This is a genomic window from Flavobacterium plurextorum (genome assembly GCF_024638035.1).
Taxonomy (GTDB): Bacteria; Bacteroidota; Bacteroidia; order Flavobacteriales; family Flavobacteriaceae; genus Flavobacterium; species Flavobacterium plurextorum.
In genome coordinates, this window is sequence record NZ_CP100442.1 from 4,051,402 (window position 1) to 4,073,412 (window position 22,011).

The 22,011-nt window shown below is 33.9% G+C and carries 13 protein-coding genes; 1 reads left to right on the top strand and 12 read right to left on the bottom strand.

Going from position 1 to position 22,011, the window contains the following annotated elements:
• Positions 1-2: 2 nt before the first annotated feature.
• The 12 genes from NLG42_RS17905 to NLG42_RS17960 all read right to left on the bottom strand — a co-directional run bounded on the left by NLG42_RS17905 (position 3) and on the right by NLG42_RS17960 (position 18,867).
• The gene (locus NLG42_RS17905) at positions 3-2,789 is read right to left on the bottom strand and encodes a TonB-dependent receptor plug domain-containing protein (RefSeq protein WP_257681775.1); all 2,787 of its coding nucleotides are present in this window, start codon (positions 2,787-2,789) and stop codon (positions 3-5) included.
• Between the two features lie 5 nt (positions 2,790-2,794).
• Complete coding sequence (locus tag NLG42_RS17910) at positions 2,795-3,334, bottom strand: carboxypeptidase-like regulatory domain-containing protein (protein ID WP_257681776.1); 540 nt, start codon at positions 3,332-3,334, stop codon at positions 2,795-2,797.
• Between the two features lie 275 nt (positions 3,335-3,609).
• Positions 3,610-4,623: a LacI family DNA-binding transcriptional regulator gene (locus NLG42_RS17915; RefSeq protein WP_089056361.1), complete on the bottom strand. Its 1,014-nt coding sequence runs from the start codon at positions 4,621-4,623 to the stop codon at positions 3,610-3,612.
• A gap of 566 nt (positions 4,624-5,189) precedes the next feature.
• Complete coding sequence (locus tag NLG42_RS17920; RefSeq protein ID WP_257681777.1) at positions 5,190-6,380, bottom strand: peptide-N-glycosidase F-related protein; 1,191 nt, start codon at positions 6,378-6,380, stop codon at positions 5,190-5,192.
• Between the two features lie 79 nt (positions 6,381-6,459).
• Positions 6,460-9,129 carry a glycoside hydrolase family 3 protein gene (locus tag NLG42_RS17925; RefSeq protein ID WP_257681778.1) on the bottom strand — a complete coding sequence of 890 codons (2,670 nt, stop codon included), beginning with the start codon at positions 9,127-9,129 and terminating at the stop codon, positions 6,460-6,462.
• 352 nt (positions 9,130-9,481) lie between these two features.
• Positions 9,482-10,819, bottom strand: a complete 1,338-nt coding sequence (locus NLG42_RS17930) for an alpha-L-fucosidase (protein ID WP_257681779.1) — start codon at positions 10,817-10,819, stop codon at positions 9,482-9,484.
• A 217-nt stretch (positions 10,820-11,036) separates the two neighbouring features.
• Positions 11,037-13,586 (bottom strand): beta-galactosidase GalB, encoded by a 2,550-nt coding sequence (gene galB, locus NLG42_RS17935; RefSeq protein WP_257681780.1) that lies wholly within the window; start codon positions 13,584-13,586, stop codon positions 11,037-11,039.
• A 99-nt stretch (positions 13,587-13,685) separates the two neighbouring features.
• Entirely contained in the window at positions 13,686-14,465 is a 780-nt protein-coding gene (locus tag NLG42_RS17940; RefSeq protein WP_257681781.1) for an L-fucose dehydrogenase, read from the bottom strand.
• Between the two features lie 222 nt (positions 14,466-14,687).
• Complete coding sequence (locus NLG42_RS17945; RefSeq protein WP_257681782.1) at positions 14,688-15,521, bottom strand: amidohydrolase family protein; 834 nt, start codon at positions 15,519-15,521, stop codon at positions 14,688-14,690.
• On the bottom strand, positions 15,508-15,855 hold the full coding sequence (locus NLG42_RS17950) for an L-rhamnose mutarotase (protein ID WP_089056367.1): 348 nt from the start codon (positions 15,853-15,855) through the stop codon (positions 15,508-15,510). Before NLG42_RS17950 ends, NLG42_RS17945 begins: the two co-directional genes overlap by 14 nt.
• A 78-nt stretch (positions 15,856-15,933) precedes the next feature.
• Positions 15,934-17,370 carry an alpha-L-fucosidase gene (locus tag NLG42_RS17955; protein WP_257681783.1) on the bottom strand — a complete coding sequence of 479 codons (1,437 nt, stop codon included), beginning with the start codon at positions 17,368-17,370 and terminating at the stop codon, positions 15,934-15,936.
• A 630-nt stretch (positions 17,371-18,000) separates the two neighbouring features.
• Complete coding sequence (locus tag NLG42_RS17960; RefSeq protein WP_089056369.1) at positions 18,001-18,867, bottom strand: AraC family transcriptional regulator; 867 nt, start codon at positions 18,865-18,867, stop codon at positions 18,001-18,003.
• A gap of 495 nt (positions 18,868-19,362) precedes the next feature.
• On the opposite strand from NLG42_RS17960, the gene NLG42_RS17965 reads away from it, so the two are divergent.
• Positions 19,363-21,822, top strand: coding sequence for a prolyl oligopeptidase family serine peptidase (locus NLG42_RS17965; RefSeq protein WP_257681784.1), 2,460 nt, complete (start codon positions 19,363-19,365; stop codon positions 21,820-21,822).
• Positions 21,823-22,011: the final 189 nt, after the last annotated feature.

Here is a 22,011-nt window from a genome sequence, read left to right on the forward strand (position 1 = left end):
AATTAGAAAGATGCTCTTAACATTACTCCATAACTTCTTGTAGAAGGGCTTACACCAGCATTGTTTACGTTTTTATCCCATCTAGATCCTGAAGTAGTTGCTTCAGCATCCATATCTTTAATGGTTCTGTAGATGTAAAACAAGTTACGTCCAAATAAAGAAAGACTCATTTTAGTAGCACCAATTTTACTAGCATATGAAGCTGGAACATTGAATCCAAGAGATAACTCTCTTAACTTAACGTAATCATTCTTTTTAACGTATAATTCATAACGTGAGCTGCTGTATTGTGGTCCTCCCCAGTTATAAGTAGTAACATAATAACCCGCTTGAGAAACCACATTTGTATTTGGAGTACCATCTACATTAACACCATCCATTAACATACCATCACGGAATACTGGTTGACCAGCTGGACCTGCAGTTGCACTGTTTGGAACCTGAACTCCCTTACCATTGTCCCTGTAATACGTTAAACCACCACGCTCGTTTGTACTAGCATTCAATGATTCTTCCGTTAAACCTAAAGCTGTCATCCAGCTGATACCTGTTGGCATCAAAGAACCTCCGTAAGAATAATCAATATTTACATCTAAAGTGAAATTTTTATACGTAAATGTGTTCAATAAACCTCCCACACCTTTTGCCATAGCCGATCCGTATTTTTCCCATTTGTCACCATCAAGCATATAAAAACCATCAGAGCCCACCATTTTATTACCATTAGCATCTGTTTTAACTGGATGCGCATAAATACCTCCCATTGGATCACCTACAACAGATTTTAATTGAGCTGCAGATCCATCATAATCAGCATGCAATAATTCACTTGCACCGTTAGCTAATTTTACAATTTTATTGATGTTTTTAGCCCAGTTTAAAGTTACATCCCAAGAAAAATCTTGAGTTCTGAAAGGAGAACCTGTTAAAGCAATCTCGAATCCTTTGTTATTTAATTCCCCTACGTTTGCTAATATTTTACTAGCTCCAGTAGTTGGTGCTAAAGTCATGTCAAGAATTTGATCTTTAATTTTTGCATTGTAGTAAGAAAAATCTAGCCCTAATCTTCTATCAAAGAACTTAGTTTCAAAACCAAGCTCATACTCGTTTTTCATTTCAGGTTTAATTCCTTCATTTCCATACACATCCTGAGAATTTGTAATCAAAACAGGATTTGCTGTACCTTGAGTTCCTAAAGTGTTTTGAACAAATGCAACGTTAGCTCTGTAACGATCTGGATAGTTACCTACTATACCCCAAGAACCTCTCATTTTTGCATAACTGATAAATTCTGGTAATGTAACTGCATCAGACAATACAAAACTTGAGTTAACAGAAGGATAAGTAAAGGCATTGTTATTTGGGTTCATTGTAGAAGTACGGTCTCTTCTGATTGTTCCTTCAATAAACAAATAGTTTCTAAAACTACCGCTTAAAGTTCCAAAAATTGCATCTTTTACTGTCTCGTATCTTGTACTTTTACTAAGAGGCGTTCCTATAGATGAGTTCATATCATACCAACCTTCAACACTTAAACCTCCATTTGTATAACGAGATACTGTTCTTCCTGTTTCTTGCGTACCAGAATATCCTAAAACAGCATTTACACCAAAATCTTCATTAATTTTTTTATTGTATGTCAATAATACATCTCCATAAAGAATATTATAATCCTGAGCATCCATTAAAAAAGATCCTGAAGCATCTCCTTCACTACCAAACTTATAAACCAAAGGTATCTCTACCGGATTTTTATTTTCTGTATTTACCGAAGTTAAATCTGTCGAAATACGACCGCGTAATGTTAACTCATTTGTAATTGAAAGCGTTTCAGTAACACTTGCAATTAAACGGTTTGTAATTTCAGTTTGTCTTTTAGCATTTGTATTCCAGAAATAATCAGCAATATCAGCTCTAAAACCATTACGGTAAATATTTTCACTTGGAGTTAAACTTTGAGTGTCTTTACCCGTAACATATTTATATCCTAAGCTTGTTTTGTATCTTGCTTTGTACCAATCTCCATTAGAAAACGGACTAATCATACCAGTAAAATTATTAACCAAACGATCCATACCATATGCACGGTTAGTAATGTTTTGATTCAAATAACTTACAATTACGTCTGTTTTTAATTTACCTGTTTTGAAAGATGCGTTTAAGTTAAAGTTGTTTTTCTTGTTGTTGTTCCCCATACTTAAACCTTCTGATTCAATATGTGTGTAAGAAAAACGAGTGCTGCTGTTTTCTGTATTGTTTGTAAGTGCAATGTTTGTAGTTGCATCCCAAGCATTTTGAAACATATTTTTGTATCCATCTTTTTGAGGTGAATAAGGACGTACTACTCCATCCCACGTCATAACTGGTTGTCCGTCGAACCAAGGACCATAGTTATAACTGCTATTAGAAACTCCTCTAGTGTCAAGTGTACCGTCTCCATTTGTATCATACTGAGTAAAACCATTTGGAGCTAAAAATCCTGTAGAAAAATTTGCATTTGACCATCCTGGACCTCTTGCATATTGAAATCTAGGTAAGTATGCAATTTCATTGCCAGAGTAACTAGTACTAAAATCTACACCTAACCCTTTTTTTCCTTTACCTGATTTAGAAGTAATCAATACAACTCCATTTACAGCTTCAGAACCGTATAAAGCAGCTGCAGATGCTCCTTTAAGAATAGAAATGTTTTCAATATCTTCAGGGTTAATATCTGCTAAACCATTGTTTTTTACACGTTGCTCATTCCAGTAATCACTATTGTTTACCTCACCATCACGAATAGGCACACCATCTAAAATGATAAGCGGCTGATTTCTACCTGTAATAGGATACCACGAATCTGGATATTGATTGCTCCAGCTCCTCCTGGTGTAGATGTAATACGAACACCCGGTGCTTTACCATATAAAGAGTTAGCAATCGTTGGAGATGCTGTTTTTGTGATCGCATCAGCTTTAATTATACTTGTTGCATAACCAATTGCTTTATTCTTTTTAGTTTGCCCTAAAGCGGTAACTGTAACTCCCTCAAGTTCATTTGTTGCGCTTGCCAGCTTAACTTGCATTCCGTCAACAGCTTTTAATTCTGTTGTTTTAAACCCAATCGAACTTACGATGATTGTGGCACCTTCTTTTACTGAAATCTTGAATGCTCCATTCTCATCAGTAAGCGTTTCTTGTTTCGTTCCTTTTTCCTTAACAATAACAGAAGGAATAGGAAGATTTGCGTTGTCTGTAATTACACCGGAGATTGTTTTATTTTGTGCACTAACTCCTTCGTAGCACAATACCATTAGAAAAACTAACAGTGATTTGTATAACAGTTTTCTCATAATTAATATTAGTTTGGTTTGGTTTTAATTTTTGTTTAAATTGAAAGGTTCCGAATTTTAAAAAAATAGTAAATACTAAAACCTTTAATTCTATATTACTTAATTTACCCTTTCAGCATTTAGTAATAATTTAAGTTTCCTGAATAACATTTTTCTATTTCTTTTACATCATAAGCGTCTTTTTTTTATTTAATAATTTGTTTAGCTCTCTTGAGTTGCTTACTAATTCAACTATATCGTTTTAGTGATATTCTTTAAAAAAAAGGGTGCAATTTTTAAACCGATTCCCTTATTGTCAAACTTCCTTTTTTCTTTTCTTTTACAACCTTATAATTGCTGCCGTCACTCATTTGCTTCATCAACAATTTGATTGTTTTTTTTCCCATCTCTTCAATTGGCTGTGATAAAACAGTAATTGATGGAGAATGAAGTCTAAAACTGTCATGATCATCAAAACTAATAACTGCTTTATCAACAGGAATTTTCAATCCAAGCTTACTTAATGACTGTAATCCAGCAAGAAGCAGATAATTTGCTCCAAACAAAACAGCATCAATTTCACTTGTATTACTCAAAAAATCTGAGATCTTTTCAATTCGTTCTTCTTCACTAATATGATACTCTAAGTCTAGAATTTTAGATTCATCATATAATCCTACTTCTTTTAATGCTTTGGTATAACCTTGCTTTCTCAAACTCATCTGAATCAATTGCGAAGAATTGGTTACAAATGCTATTTTTCTAAATCCTTTTTTTAATAGATAATGCGTTGCCGTCTCTGCTCCTTCAAAATTATCAAGTACTACATGGCTCACATCCTGCTCTTCAAAATACCGATCGACCAAAACCACCGGACATTGTAATTCTAACAATCTATCTATAGTAGATTTCATATTCTCGGTTGGTGTGATAATAAAACCGTCAACATTTGCCTGCAATAAACTATTAACCAATTCAACCGCACGTTCATCATTCCCGCCTGTACTGCAATAAAAAACTCTATAATTTAAATCTATTGCCTCTCTCTCTATTACTCTTGCTAAATCAGAAAAAAACTGATTTGAAATATCTTCTACAATAAGCCCAATCGATCTTGTTTTACCAGTTCTCAAACTGCTGGCGATCATATTGAGTTTAAATTTCATTTCTTCACTAACCTTAATAACTTTTTTGATCACTTCTTTGCTTATCCCCATCTTCTCACCTTTATCATTAAGAACAAATGAAACCGTAGTTACCGATACATTTGCCGCCTTAGCGATATCTTTGATAGTGATCTTTTTTTTCATAAAACGTTAAGTTTATCTTAAACCTTAGTTAATTTATTAAAACAAATATATTTTAATAAAACGATTTACAAAAACGTTTTAGTATTTTTTTTTGCAGCAAAATGACTTTTTTAACATTTAAAAAAAGTATAACTTAATTTTACTCCTAATTGCCCTCAAATAAAACAAACACAATAGATTAAATGAATATTATTTTTCTGACAAACACTTAAAAAACATCAAAATTTGAGAAAAATTAAAACTTCAAAAAAATGAAGAAAAAAATCAGTGTTATTGTGAATTATTTAACATAAATATATGTTAATCCAAATTCTGCTTAACAAATTCTTATTATGTAATAAATGTAATTTTTTTTGAAGATTTCATTTTCATTATTTTATCTGCTTCATCAAAAAACGATTACTTCCATTTAAAAGTTTACAGTCTCAATTTCTTCAATTTTAAAAGTTGTAAGCTTTTATTTGCATTTGTTTTATAGAGTGATTTTTTTCTCATAAAACACAGCCTTTTTTCATTGTAATTTTCTTGTTTTCAGCATAAAAAAAGGCCAGTTTTAACTTTTATTATTAAAGTTCGTAAACAATATAAGCACTTACCATCCAATGATTTGAAGTTCCGTTAGCATTTTTTTGAGCTTCTGGAATACTAAAAACGGCTGTATGTTTTCCTTCATTTAATTCTAATGGAACAATCATAGGAGGAACATTACTTCCCGGACACCAATTTGAACGGCTTAAATCACTGCTTGCAATTGGTTCTTCAATTTCTTTTACGGCATAAGTTCCTTTATCATCCTGAATATAAGGCGCTTTTCTTTTCTTCAGCCAAACTCCTGTTCCTGGATTGAATCGGCGAAAACTAGCGCAATCATCTCTCCACGGAATAAAATCAATTACTTTTTTTCCATCTATTTTTACAATGTTCTGTTTCTTAACAAATTCATCACCTTCGCCATGACCACCATGACCTGTTGTGATATAATATAGTTTTAGGTTCTTTGCTCCTTTTGGCAGATTGAACTCTACTTGAAAATCTTTGTAAGCAAATAATTCATCGTTACCTTGATTTGTTCCAAATGGTTCTGTGTTCAAAATTGGAACAACCATTTTATTCTTAGGCAAATCACAGCTTAATTCGCTTGGAGTAAGATTAATAGATGCGTTTACAATATGTCCTCCTTTAGTATAATTCCCTATATGAACGCCAACCCAAACTTCACCTTGAAGCAAGGTTGAAAATTGTGAAATATCTTCTTTCCATCTAACTTCTTTTTCCCAATACGGAATATAAACTGGTTTGCGCTGTAATGAATCATTACTAAAAAAGCCAATACCAAAAGTGGTCATAAAACGCATTAATTCTACCGTTGGTGCAAAATTACCTTCTGGGGCTATCATTTTTATTTTAGTATACTCATTAGAAGCAAACTTTTTTCCTTTCACGACTTCTTCTAGTGAATTATTTTTATCAACTGGAAGAACAAAAATTGACCCTGCTCTATCGTAACGATCGCCGCCCGAAATAACACTTACATTAATTTCGTATTTAGTATTTACTTTTTGCTTTGGAAAAGTCAGCTTTTTAAAAACGTATTGTCCTCCGCCATAATAAACATTCCCATTTGCATCAGTCGAAAAATCTTTGCATTTATCATCATGCTGTACTCTTACCTGATTAAAAATTTCAAGTTTTTGCCCTGTAACTTGATTACTAAATAGTAATGTACTTAACAGTATTGCAAAAATTATTTTTTTCATATTCTATAAATTTCTTTTGTATTCTTTTTATCGCCTTTTTTATTCAGAGGTTTAAATCCTCTTAACTAAAAATCCTTAATTATTGGGTAACTGAAATAATTTCTCTTAATCGAATATCTCTGGAAGATGCTCCAATCATAATTCTGAAATCTCCTGGTTCAACAACCCATTTCATATCTTCGTTTAGCATTTGTAATACTTCTTTGTTAATCTCAAACGAAACCTCTTTTGATTCTCCCGCTTTAAGCGAAATTCTCTGAAAGCCTTTCATTTGTTTTATTGGCTGTGCAATTGATGATAAAAGATCTCTTACATACAACTGAACCACTATGTCACCATCAACTTTACTCGTATTTTTTATCGTGCAATACACTTTTGTAGTTTCCGATTTTCCGATTTGTTTTTTGTCGAATCGTAAATTACTGTATTCAAAAGTCGAATAACTTAATCCGAAGCCAAATGGAAATAAAGGCGCTCCGTTCAAATTTGTATAATCATCAGAACGTCCTGTTGGCTTATGATTATAAACTAATGGCAATTGCCCTTCAAAAACAGGGAAAGTAATTGGTAAACGTCCTGCAGGATTTTTATCTCCAAACAAAATATTGGCAACGGCATGACCACCATCTTCACCAGGATACCAAACATCTAAAATCGAAGGCACATTATTGATCCATTTATCCATTGTAATGGCACTCCCGCCAACTAAAACTACAACAACTGGTTTTCCTGTTGCAGCAACGGCATTGATTAATTCTTCCTGATGTCCCAGCAAACCTAAATAAGCTCTATCATTAAATTCTCCTTCTTCAATTCCCGCAGCAATTACAGCAACATCAGATTTTTTAGCAGCGGCAACAGCTTCTTCAATCTTCTTTTGCCAATCATTATCAATTCCCACATTCCAAACTAATTTGAATTTAGCATAACCCTGCGATTCAAAAAACTCAATTTTGATATCGTATTCTTTGTCTTTTTCAAAATTAAAATCAACCAATTTTGTCGAATACGTTTGGCTTTTCCAGTTGTCAATAATTAGTTTTCCGTTCAAATACAAACGATAACCATCATTGCCTTCAAAACCAATTTTATAAGTTCCTGATGATGGCGATTTGATTTTTCCCGTCCATTTTGCAGAATAAAAATCATAATTTATTTTTTCTTGATCTGGAGAATATAATGTCCAATCAAAACTAATTGTATTGTCTAATCTTGTTAAAGCAGGTTTCCCGCTTAATTGCACATTGTTGAAATATTCTGCAGATAATCCGTTTACGGTTTTCCCATTTTCAACGCTGAATAAACTAGCAGACGGAACAACAGTATATTCTTTATTTCTTCTTGCACAGCCTTCAGCCAAATTAATCACTGCCGACGAACCTAGCTTTGCTTTTATACCATCAAGCATGCTAACTTTTCCGTTTCCTGGTCCGCTGTAACCACCTAAACGTGCTTCGGTAATATCATTTCCAATTAAAGCAATTGATTGTATTGATTTTTTAAGAGGCAGTACATTATTCTCATTTTTCAATAAAACCATTCCTTTTTCGGCAGCTTCCCTTGCTAATAATTTATGAGCAGGATTTCCATTCCATTTATTAGTTTCCCTTTCATCAGCATATGGATTCTCGAACAATCCTAACTCAAATTTTAATCTCAAAACTCTCGTTACAGCTTCGTCAATATTTTTCATATCTATTCTTCCGTCTAAGAAAGGCGGTTGAAATAATTTATAGTGATCGTAAGCAGTTTGAAAAATAACATCTAAACCATTATTGATCGCATTTGCACTTGATTCCGGATAATCTTTTGCTGTATAATGCAATACATTTCCGCCTCCAACAGCATTTGCATCTGAAATAATGAATCCTTTAAAATTCATTTCGCCCTTTAGTTTCTTATTCAACAGCCAGTCATTTGCCGTACAAGGACTTCCGTTTATTGTATTATATGAAGTCATAACGCTTCGACTTCCGCCTTCATTAAAGCAGGCACGGAATGGAGGAAACTGGTATTCTTCTAAATAACGCTCATTATAATCAATTGGATAACTATCTCGGCCGCCGTCTCCGCTGTTTGCAAGGAAATGTTTTGGAGTTGTGATTACTCCTCTTTCTTCAAAAGACGACACATAAGCGACTCCCATTTTTGAAGAAAGAAAAGGATCTTCACCATACGTTTCCTCTACTCTTCCCCAGCGAACATCTGAAGCTAAATTTACTACAGGCGATAAAATCTGACGAATTCCGCGGCTTTTTGATTCTAATGCAATAACAGTCGAAACTCTTTTCATTAACCCGGGATCAAATGTTGCTGCCAATGAAATAGATTGCGGGAATGCCGTTGCTCCATCTCTTACTAATCCGTGTAATGCTTCATCAAAAGCAATAATAGGAATTCCTAAACGTGTTTTTTCGACAAAATACTTCTGCATTTTGTTGATTAATTTTACGGTTTCTTTTGCGTTGCTTGCTGCACTGTAATCTAAAATTTGATTACTCGCATCGGTGCTTCCTTTAGCACTTACTTGAAAGCCAAAAATTCCGTTTTTATAATTCTGTGCTCCATCAGACAAATCGCCGGGAATCATAAACATCTGCCAAAATTTTTCCTCAACTGTCATTCGGGATAATAAATCCTGAACGCGTTCGTCTACGGGTAATTTTGGATTTTTATACTTTGGAGTATTTTGTGAAAAAATGGTTTGAGCTCCAAGAAATAAAACTATTAAAAGTGCTTTTTTGTTCATGATTATACTTTGTATTGCTGCTAAATCGTAAATTATATTATAAGTAACCCTGTTTTATTGTAATAATTTTAAACACATAGTCCCGACAGCTATCGGAATAGGAATTGCAAACTAAAAAAGGCGTTTCACTTGTTTAAAACACACATACTCTACTATGCGAAAGAAATATGTTTCTTTTAGTATTTCTTTCCTATATCGAAAATCTATGTTTCTATGTGTTAAATATTTTTTCTACTTAATACAGGTTATTTTTAAAAAATCTATTACTGCTGTTGTGCTGAATGGATTGAATGCATTCTTTATAAAAAATGCCATCCTCAAAAAGATGAAGATGACATTTTTATTGTCTTTATTAATTTGTCAAGAAACCTCCTTGACCTCTGTATAATTTTATTGGCGCATCTAATGTTACTTTAATACAAGTCACATATTTATCTGCTGTATTCTCTGGTAAATCGATATAAACCAATCCTGGAACTGCGCTCCAAGAAATTTTCCCTACTACTTTGTGCGTTAATTTTACATTTGATCCCAAAACTGTAATATCTTGAATTTTGTTATCAAGACCTTTTAACATCAATTGTCCCGAAGTTTTTCCGTGTACAAATAAGTAAAGTGTTTTTGAATCTTTAGAAAGCGTAGTTGGTCCATAAAAATGTCCTAACGGAATTCCCGGAATAGTTCCAAAAATACCTTCGCCATTTCTTCTGTTCCAATCTCCAAGTTCTTTCAATGTCGAAACAACTGTATCTGGATATGTTCCGTCAGGTTTTGGTCCTATGTCAAGTAATAAATTTCCACCGTTTGAAACTGCATCAACAAAAATAGTAATGATCTCGTAAGGTGTTTTCCAATTGTTATCGCTCACACGGTATCCCCAGTTTTCATTCATAGTCATACATAATTCCCACCATTTGAATGCTGGACGCACAACTGGAAAGTTTTGTTCTGGAGTATCATAATCGCCATAACCCTGCAAACGTCCGTTAATGATTGTGTTTGGATTTCTATCTAACATCATTTTACGAGTTTTCTCAGCCTGCCATTCATCAGCACTATGTTCCCAATCACCGTCAAACCACCATAAATCTGGGTTGTACCAATCTGAAATTTCTTTAATTTGCCCTTGAAAGAATTTCTGAAAACACTCCCAGCGAGCTGGTTCTTTTTTAATATCGTAACGTGCTTTATCCTTCAAGAAACCTGGATAATCGTTGTGTGTCCAATCGATCAATGAAAAATAAGCACCGCATTTAATGTCTCTTTTACGCAATTCTTCAAAGAATGGCTTAATCATATCTTTTTTTGCAGGAGTCGTTTTTACTGAACTCAACTTACCCAATTTAGTATCGTACATTGCTACACCATCGTGGTGTTTTGTTGTAATTACAGCGTACTTAGCACCTGAATCTTTGATCATATCAGCCCAAGCTGCAGGATCGTATTTACTCAAAGTGTAGCTTTTTTGCTGTTTCATATAATCTTCTACCGAAATTTTTCCATTGTGAAAACTCCAAGATTCAGAAACATCAGCAACCGAATAAATTCCTGCATGAATAAAAATTCCAAGCTTAGCATCTTCAAACCATTTCATTTTTTCGGCAATATCTTTTGCAGCAATTTTGTTCTGCGCACTGCCCGCAATAGATGTTCCTACGAACAAAGCGGTTAAGATTATCTTTTTAATCATCTCTATTTTTTATTATTTATTAAACTGTTTGTAATTAATTCTAACACATAGGAACATAGCTTTTGTACGTGTAAAAGAAGGCGTTTCACTTTTTTCGAACACACATAGCTCTAGCTATGTGAAAGAAACGAGTTTCTTTTTTTTGCAGTCTTTTTAAAACAAAATCTATGTTTCTATGTGTTTAATATCTTTTTTAACACACTCTACGGATTGTTTATTATTTAATTCTGATTGTGGTAGAAGCACCTTGTAATCCTGCACTTTCTGCTTTTACTGTAAATTGTCCTTTCTGCCCTTTTTTAGCTTTAACAATTACTAACACTTTTCCATTAAAAGCAGGTCTTTCTGTACTTTGAAATGGCACAAAACTAGTTGCATCACCATTGTCTGTAGCTACGATTTCTCCAGCTCCTTCAATTGAAAATTTCACTAATGGATTTGAGCGCGGAACTACTAAACCATTATTATCTGTTACATCAACCGTTACAAAAACCAGATCAACATCGTCTGCAAGAACTTCTGTTCTATCTGCAGCCATTTTTAATTTTGCTTCTGTTCCAGTAGTTTTAACAATATCTGTAGCCCATACTTTACCGTTTTTATAACAAACCACTTTCAGTTCACCAGTTGTATAAACAACATCATCCCAAGTTAAACGGAAGTCTTTTCCAGTTTCCATTTTCTTTCTTCCAAGACTTTTTCCATTCAAGAATAATTCGCCTTCATTTCCAGAAGTATAAACGTGTACAGGAACAACTTTTCCAACTCTTTCACTCCAATTCCAATGAGGCAGAATGTGCGCAGTAGGAACGTCTGGTCTCCAATGTGATTTGTAGCTGTAATAACGGTCTTTTGGAAATCCAGCCAAATCGATAATTCCAAAATAACTGCTTCTTGACGGCGGATTACTTTTTTGCAATTCTGCTAATTTTGCTTCCAGTTCCTTTTGTTTAGAAGGATCCGTTCTAAAATTCAACAAATTTGTTTCATCTGAATTGTATGGCGTAGGTTCACCCAAATAGTCAAAACCTGTCCAAACATATTCTCCTAATAAATGCGGATATTTTGCGTTGGTACGAAATTGTGTATCTGGCGAACATCCCCAACCCGGAAAAGCATCATCATAAGAGGAAATCTGCCAAGATTTTTTATCGAATTTATCATCAAAGAAATATTCTCCTCTTGAACTTACAGTTGAAGCGGTTTCACTTCCAAGCGTTGGTTTATTTGCATATCTCGGATCAACATCCCATTTTGGCTGCTGGTCAAAAAAGTAATTTACTCCCATAATGTCAAGTGCCTTAGCCGCTCCTGAACCTCTACCGCCGTCAGGATCATTGTAACCGTTAGAAATTGGGCGTGTTGGATCTTCTCTACGCATAATATCTGCCAATTCTTTGGTTAATTTTACGTTTTGCTGATCTGGAACTTCGTTTCCAATTGACCAAATAAATACCGACGGATTGTTTCTGTCTCTTCTAACCAATGCCATTAAATCTCTCTCATGCCATTCGTCGAAAATTACATTGTAATCAAATTTCTTTTTTCCGATTCTCCAAGCGTCAAAAGCTTCATCCCAAACTAAGAATCCCATTTTATCAGCCAATTCTAACAATTCTGGAGCAGGTGGATTATGAGAAGTTCTTAATGAATTACAACCCATTTCTTTCAACATTACTAATTGTCTTTTTAATGCCGATGTATTGATAGCAGCACCCAGCGCCCCTAAGTCATGATGGTTACAGGTTCCAAATATTTCAACTCTTTTACCATTTAATAAAAACCCGTTTCTTGGTGTAAATTCTATTGTTCGAATACCAAAAGGAGTGTTATAAGTATCAACTACTTTCCCGTCAACGCTGATTTTAGTTTGCGCAACATAACGATTTGGCGTTTTTAAATCCCATAATTTAGGATTGTTCAAAACCGAATGTGTTTCTGCTTCTTCACTTCCTTTTGCTTTAATGTCAAGTGTTGAAGTGATTAATGAACCAACTTTTGCTTTCAGGTTATCATTGATATCTATTTCGTACAAATCAGTTGTAACAACAGCTTTTACAGCTTTATTTGAAGCGTTTTGTACGTTTACCAATACTTTGATATCAGCCGCTTCTTTGGTAATATTAGGAGTTGTCACAAAAGTTCCCCAATGTGCAACATGCACCGGACTAGTTTTTACCAGCCAGACATGACGATAGATTCCAGCACCTGGATACCAGCGAGAATCCCAATTTTCAGTATCTAAACGAACGGCTAGAATGTTCTCTTGACCAAATTTTAAAAACGGAGTCAAATTCATACGAAATGAATTATAACCAAACGGCCAAGTTCCTACATAATTTCCGTTTAAATAAATTTTAGCATTAGCCATTGCACCGTCAAAATCAACAAAAATTTGTTTTCCAGAATCTGAAGCAGGAACCGTAAAATGCTTACGATACCAGCCAATTCCTTTCCAAGGCAATTTTCCAGTTTCGCCTCTTAATTCAATTCTAAAAGGTCCTTTTATAGCCCAATCGTGCGGCAGATTTAATTTTTCCCAATTAGATTCGTTTAAAGAAACAGCTTCTAAATTTTTAGGTTCTTCTTTTACTAATCCATCCGCTAGAGATCCGTATCTTGAAAAAAGCCAATTTTCATCAAAAGACTGTGTATCCGTTGATCCCATTCTCTTTATGGCTGCTTGCTGCGAAAACACAGACGATCCCATGATTAAACAAAGCACTACTACTAGGCTTCTGCTTATCGAAAACATCTTTTTGTTCATGTTTGGTTTATTTAGTTATTCAGTTTTTTTGGTATTGTTAAGGCAATATTGTTTGCTTGTATATGCAAAAATTCTTGTTGTTAAAGCAAATTTGATTCGCTACAAGGAACGGTCTAAATGTGTATATCCACCGTCAACATAAATAAGCTGCCCTGTTGTATGACTTGATTTATCAGACAATAAGAATACGGTCATATTTGCAATTTCTTCTGCAGTTGTCATTCTGTTTTCTAACGGAATTTTGGCTGTAATATCTTTTAATTTTTGCTCTGGATTTTCAAGCGTATTAATCCATGTTTCGTATAAAGGCGTGTAACATTCAGCCACAATAACCGAGTTAACACGTATTCCATATTTTAATAATTCCACCGCCCATTCACGAGTCAAAGCATTACGACCGCCATTTGAAGCCGCGTAAGCCGATGTATTTCCCTGTCCAGTATCGGCAGTTTTTGAACCTATATTTACAATTGCCCCTTTTGTTTTTTTCAATTCCGGCAAAGCGTGCTGCGCAATCAAATAATAATGCGTCAGGTTTTTGTGAATTGATGCAATAAACTTTTCATAATTACCGCTTTCTAAACCAACACCATCATTTACACCTGCATTATTCACCAATCCATCAATGCGGCCGTATAAAGCAACAATTTGATCTATAGCCGTTTTACAAGCCTCTGGATTAGTTAATTCTGCTACTACAGACAAAGCTTTTCCGTTCTCCGCTTCAATTTGTCTTATAGCAGCTTGATTGTCGGCATCATCTCTTCCAATTATCACAGGAATAGCTCCCTCACCAGCCAGAACCTTACAGATTCCTAGTCCAATTCCTTTTGCCCCGCCGGTTACGATAATTATTTTGTCTTTTAGATTAAGGTTCATTTATTCTTTATTTTGGTTAGTTAGGTAGTTAGTTTTTGTTGTTGTTTTTTGCGAAACCTTTTAATTAGAATTTAAATTTAAACACATAATTCCGATAGCTATCGGGATAGTTTTTTAACTCTACACAAAAAGGCGTTTCACTTTTTAAAACGCATCCCGTCCCGACGGTTCGAGATAGGGACTATGTTTCTATGTGTTAAATATTTTTATCCAAGTCTTAAATTATTTTTGTAACTGATAAAAATTAATAGCGTTACTGCTCCAAAATTTATCTTGATCTGCTCTCGAAAACTTCGAAAAATAATCTTCAACAATATCGCAGGAAGACGAATACGAAGCCGCAAGCAAACTCACAGGCCAGTCACTGCCAAACATCAAGCGATCAATTCCAAATACTTCAGTAACCACATCTAAGCAATATGTAAAATCCTCACGCGTCCAATTACTCCAGTCAGCCTCAGTTACCAAACCTGAAACCTTACACATTACATTAGGAAATTTTGCAATTGCTCGAATTCCTTTCTCCCACTCGTTGAATTCTTTATTTTTGAAATCTGGTTTTGCCAAATGATCGATAACAAATTTTTGTTTTGGAAACTTCTCAACTAATTTTGCAGCATTCTCCAAATGTTTAGGAAAAATCAAAATATCATAAGTAAAATTGTGTTTTATCAATTTCGAAATTCCGTTTTGAAATTTTTCCTGCAGCATAAAATCAAGATCCGCTTCAGCTTGAACAATGTGTCTGAATCCCTTTAATTTTTCATACTGAGTATAATATTCTAAACGTTCATCAATCTTTTCAGCACATAAATCCACCCAGCCAACAACACCTTTTATAAAAACATTTTCTTTGGCAAGATCTAAAAGAAAACCTGTTTCCTCCTCACTTTGATCTGCCTGAACTGCCACACAGCCCTCGAACTGATTTTTTATCAATAAAGGTTCCAAATCTGAAGGCATAAAATCCTGCTGGATCACTTTCATATCGTCAGTAATCCAAGCGTCTTTTATAGGATGGTATTTCCAAAAATGCTGATGGCTATCTATTTTCATGCAAATCGAATATTTTATCCATCAACATCCATTTTTCACCCTCTTTTGCCCAAGGCAATGCTTTTTGATATTTCCACATCAATTCTTCCCATTTTTGCACTACAGGATTATTAGCATCCATTTCTCCTTTTCTTTCAAAAGTAAAAGTTTCATTCGCCTCAATAATCATAAACATTCTGTTGCCAACACAATAAATATCCAGATTCTCAATACCAGAATTGGTGATGCTTTCTGTGATTTCCGGCCAGATTTTTTCGTGATACTTTTTGTATTCTGCCATTAAAATCGGATCTTCAGTTAAATCTAATGCGAGACAATATTTTTGAGTTACCATATACTTTATTTAAAACTTTAGATAAAATATCTAAATTCATTTATTTTCAATTAAAAACAATTAAAATAAAACTACTTATTAAGCGCTTACTTTAATAACAATACCAGCTTGTTTTGCTAATTCTGCACGCTGCGATTTAGGAACCGAAACGCTGATTCCACCGCTTACTTTTTTATAACTTAACTTTGTTTTACTTCCTAAAAGCACAACATTTAATTTGCCTTTTAAATCATTCTTGATAATAATTTCAGAAGGAATTTCTTTTTCATTTACTGATGGAAGATAAATTCCAAAAACTGTCTTTTCTCCTTTTGAAGTATAATACAAATTACCTTCCGAATAAGGGGCAATTGGTTTTGTAGCATAAATCGCCTCACCGTTTACATCCAGCCATTTTCCAACTTCGGCTAATGCCTTTTGTACTTTAGGTTCAAAATCACCTTTTCCGTCAGGACCAACACCAAGCAGTAAATTACCACCTTTAGCCACAATTCCTGTTAGTAATTGAATTACTTCTGTTCCTGATTTATATTTATCATTTGGCACCCAGCCCCAATCATTGCCAAGTGTTACACAGCTTTCCCATGGCACCGCAATTGGTTTTTCGAGTACTTTGCGTTCAGGAGTTAGATAATCTTCATATTCACCCGGCACCCAGCGATCAACAACAATAAGTCCCGGCTGTTTTTTACGTGCCGTTTCGGCAATTAATTTCATATCGATATCTAAGTTCTGACGGTTCTTTTTTCCTTCAATTTGTTTTGCTGGACGAACCCAGCCTCCGTCAAGCCAAAGAATATCAACTTTACCATAATCTGTTGTTAATTCGTCTAACTGATTTTGGGTATATTTTACAAAGTTTTGCCATCTTTCAGGATGCGCTTTTATATCATAGTTTGGATTTCGATCTTTTGGCGGATAATACTTCCACCAAAAATCTTGTGAAGTCCAGTCTGGTTTCGAAAAATAAATTCCAACCGACAATCCCTCTTTTCTAGAAGCATCCAAAACATTTCTTAATACGTCTGGTTTTGCATTCTTAGCATTTGGCAAATTCGGATTTGTGATCTTAAAATCGGTAAATTTTGAATCGTACATACAAAATCCATCGTGGTGTTTTGATGTAAAAATCAAATATTTTGCACCGGCACTTTTAAACATTTTTGCCCATTTCTCTGAATCTAGATTTACAGGATTCAAGCTAAATCGTGCTCCGCGATAATCTGAAGCAAAAGAATCATAATCATCATAACCGTTGCGGGTCACCCAATCTTCTGGAGCCAATCCCCACGATTCGCAAATTCCAAGCTGACTGTATAATCCCATATGAATAAGCACTCCAAACTTATAATCCTGCCATTTGGTCAAGTTTTCTTTTACAGCTTTATCCTTTGGAGCAATATAAGTATCTGCAGGTGTTTTTTCATTTTCCGGCATAATATCTCCTTGCGCCTGAGACAAAGTTCCTACGGCAAAACAACAAACGGATAATACTAGTTTTAATCTGCTTTTCATATTCTATAATTATATTTTTACCAATTGAGTGCAATTAATTTAACACATAAAAACATAGACTCTAACTCTTTAAAAAAGGCGTTTCACTTAATCAAAATACACAGAGTACACCTATGTAAAAAAAATGTGTTTCTCTTTGTACTCTTCTATAGATATAAATCTATCCTGACAGTTATCCAGACTATGTGTTAAAATAAAAAGCTGCATCCAAACGAATTATACCTCTTTCTAAACTTATACCTTATTATAAAACAGAGTGTCTTTCTTTGAAGCAAAAACTAACTTATTTACTAAATCGTTTTATATATTTTGACACTCTTTTTTGATGCAATCTCAAAAAAATAAAATTATCGTATTATTAAGTCTTATATTACTCCAAAATTATCATTAATTAAGCATTTATTATCTTTACAATTAATTTCATAAAAAAAGAAAGAAAAAATAATGCAATCAAGATTTTTTTAGCCTTTTAAAAGAATATTTGCTTTTTATTCTTTATAAATTCAAACTGTTTGTTTCTATTTTCTTGCAGAAATAAAACAGCTTTAATAAAAAGGAATGCATTTACCTTTTTCTTTTTTAAGAACTAGATAAATTTTGCCCGTATTTACAAATTGTAGAATCTTAAAACTAGACTAATGCCTTTTTTCTATATTCCTTTGGCGTTGTACCAATTAATTTTTTAAACAGCTTATTGAAGTTTGAAGCTGTTTTATAACCGCATTCATAGGCAATTTCAGAAACGCCTAAATCTGTTTCGATTAAATATTTGCAAGCATTAGAAACTCGAATTTCATTAAGATATTCTACAAAAGGTTTTTTAGTTTTAGCCTTAAACATTCTACAAAACGATGTAGGCGTTAAATTGGCAATTTTAGAAATTTCGTCGAGTGATATTTCTTCTTTAAAATTTGATTTTACGTATTTAAAAACCTCCGCCAGGCGGTCATTTTTATTATCATCACTTACCGAAACATACGAACTGTCATTGATAAATCTTAAATCTTTACTTTTTGACAAAAGAAAAATAATCTCAATTAGTCCCATAACCACTTCAAAGCCTTTTTTCTTAAGCAGTTTCTCTAACTTTTTAGAAACAACAGCGTTTGTTTGTCCAGTAATTGAAACTCCTTTTATTGCTTGCGAAAAAAACTTCTTAATTTCCTGCGCTTCGGGAAGTTCATAAAAAGACGTTCCAAAAAGATCTCTACTAAAATAGATTACAATCGCTTTCGCCTTTAAACTATTAATTCCTTTATAGAAAATTTCATCATTAAGCCAAACGTGCGGAATATCATCTCCCAAAAAAACCATATCGCCAGATTCAAACGATTCAACAGAATTTCCGATAATTCTTTTCCCGTGGCTTTCTAAAATATATACCAACTCAAATTCTGGATGTGAATGAAAAGGTGACTGAAAAAAAGATTCTTCACGCGAGAATACAGACAGCGATGTATTGGTATAAGAAGCAATGTTAGTCTTTACAATTTTCATTTTCAGAATAGTAATGATAATTAATAATTAAATAAGGATAAAATCGAATTAATCACTTATTTTTTTTAGATATAATTTTAAATTTCCCAAAAAACAAAAATAATAAAAAATTCATACGAGAATACTAAATCGATTTACTAAGTTTGAAAAATATAAAAATAAAGACGAAAATGAGTAATTAATTTTCATTTATTACAAAAAAAACAGCACTATTTTTTCTATGCTTTACCTTGATCTATTGGCAGATTATGCAAATAATCAAAGATAAAACAGAGGTGATTATATGAAAAAAAAAGGAGTTTATAATTAGGCAGAGATTTCTCAAAAACATAAAAAAAACTAAAAAATAAAATAAAGAAAGGCTTTCTTTTAAAACAAAACCTTTCATTAATACCATACAATTCATCATTTTTTACTTCTCAAATTTAAATTTTTAGCTAAAATTTATTTTGAAGTGATTTTGGAGTAAAATTGAAAAAACTAAAACTAAAAAAAATGAAAAAAGCCCTCGTGATTTTCCTTATTGGTTTGAGTGCAAACGCTGTCGCACAAACCAAAACTACTGGTAATGTTGTTGAATATTTTGGAAAAGAAAAAATTGTTACAACCGCTGAGGGGAACGTTCTATGTAATTTCAGTACTGGTTTTACGCTTCCCGCTGATAAAAAATCAGGAACACTTTTTAACGGACAAGATCCTGTAGCTTGGCAGTATTCGGTTGGAAAATTTGTAAATCCGAACAAACAAAAAGAAGATTGGCAGCCTATTAAAGTTGATTCTGCCGGCGTTTTTAGCGGCAAGGATATGAGATCGGCATTTTTATTTACGGAATATAATGCACCAAAAGAACAAATCGTACTGCTCGAAACAACCGGCGGCACGCGTACTTATATAAATGGTTTCCCGCATGAAGGTGATCATTATGATTTCGGTTATACATTGATTCCGTTTAAACTTCGTAAAGGCATAAATGAATTTGTGTACACAAAAGGTCGTTTTGGACGTGTAAAATCAAAACTTGTAGTACCTTCAAAAAGTATACAGTTTACCAAACGTGACTTGACACTTCCAGATGTTATTAATGGTGAAAATGACGAAAAATGGGCTTCTGTTCGTGTTATAAATGCAACGGAAAAAGAGCTAAAAAACCTTGTTATCAAAGCAAAATTATCAAGCGGAGAAACTGCGAATTATGCAACAGATGCTATTATGCCTTTGTTTGTTAGAAAAGTTAAGTTTAAAGTTCCTGCCGCAAAAGCCAATTTTACGGGCGAATTAAAAATCGAATTAACACTTACAGATAAAAACGGAAAGGTAATCGACAAAACCGAATTCCCGATTCAACAGCGATCTGCAACGGTGCATCATGAGCGTACTTTTGTAAGTAAGGTCGACAACAGCGTACAATATTACAGTATCGCTCCTGCACTAGAAAGCGGTCCAAAAGCTTTAATACTTTCGGTTCATGGCGCTTCTGTTGAAGCTAGAAATCAAGCAAGAGCTTACAAACAAAAAGACTGGGCGCATATTGTTGCTGCAACAAACCGACGTCCGTTTGGTTTTAACTGGGAAGACTGGGGAAGAATCGATGCAATGGAAGTTTTGGCCGAAGCTAAAAAAGTATTCAATACTATTCCTGCTCAAACTTACTTAACAGGTCACTCAATGGGTGGTCACGGAACTTGGTTTCTAGGAACTACATATCCAAGTAAATTTGCCGCAATTGCGCCTTGTGCTTCTTATCCTGATATCGCAACTTATGGTTTTGATAAAGGCGATGAAATGCACGATATGTTTAAAGCTTATGAACCTATCAAACGTTCTGCTAACTCAGGTCGCGTTAGAAGTCTTGTTCAAAACTTAAAACAATCTGGTGTTTATATGCTGCATGGCGATGCCGATTCGACTGTTCCGATTTCGCAAGTGCGAGAAATGCGAGAAATTCTAGGAACTTTCCATCCCAACTTTTGTTATTATGAATATCCAGGCGGAGAACATTGGTATGGAGATCATTCTGTAGATTGGTTCCCTATTTTCGAATTTTTCAAACGTCAAACAATTCCAGCGAATAAAGAAGTTAAAGAAATTGATTTTCATACGGCTTCTCCTGCTGTTTCTTCGACTGATTATTGGATAAAACTGCAACAGCAGATTCTTCCGTTTGATTTTTCTAATATTAATGCAAAAATAGAAAAAGATCAAATTGCGATTAAAACGAAAAATGTTTCTATAATGGAACTTGACTTGGTTTCGTTAGATTTAAAAGGTGAAATCACAATCAACATCAACGATCAAATCTTAAAAGCAGCAACTGACAAGAAAGCAATTCTGGCTTTAAAAGATGAGAAATGGTCTCTGATTAACGAAATCAATACGAATCAAAAATATGGTGATCGTCAAGGCGGTTTCAAATTTGCTTTTAATAACAATGTGGTTTTTGTTTATGCTACAGGCGGATCAGCTTCTGAGCGCGAATGGTACTTAAACAGAGCTCGTTTTGATGCCGAAACTTTTTATTATAGAGGAAACGGAAGTATTGATGTGATTGCCGACAGCGAGTTTTCATTGGATAAATACAAAGATAGAAACGTAATTATTTATGGTAATGCTTCTAATAATAGCGCTTGGAAATTAGTACTAAAAAACGCTCCTATTCAAATTGATAATCAGCAGGTAAGAATAGGCAGTAAAGTATTGAAAGGATCCGATTTAGCTGCATATTTTGTGGTACCTAGAAATGACAGTAAAACTGCTATGGTCGGTGTTGTGGCTGGAACTTCAGAAAAAGGAATGAAAGCAACTTGGGCAAATAATTATATTTCTGGAATTACAGGTTTTCCTGATGTAATGATCTTTAAAACTGATTTGCTTTTGAATGGTTTACCTAATATGAAAGTAAGCGGTTTCTTCGACAATGACTGGTCTGCGAAAACGCTTGAATTTTTTCAAAAATAAACAGCAAACAGCAATTTAAAAACCGCAAAATCATGATTTTAGACTCAAAAAAGAAAGACTGGTATTTATTTACTAATACGATTTAGTATTTAGACAAAAAACAATTACTTTTAACGAAAAATTAAAGAATACAAAACAAACGGTAATCGTTTAACACAGAATAAACAACCTTTTGGCAACCCTGTTAAT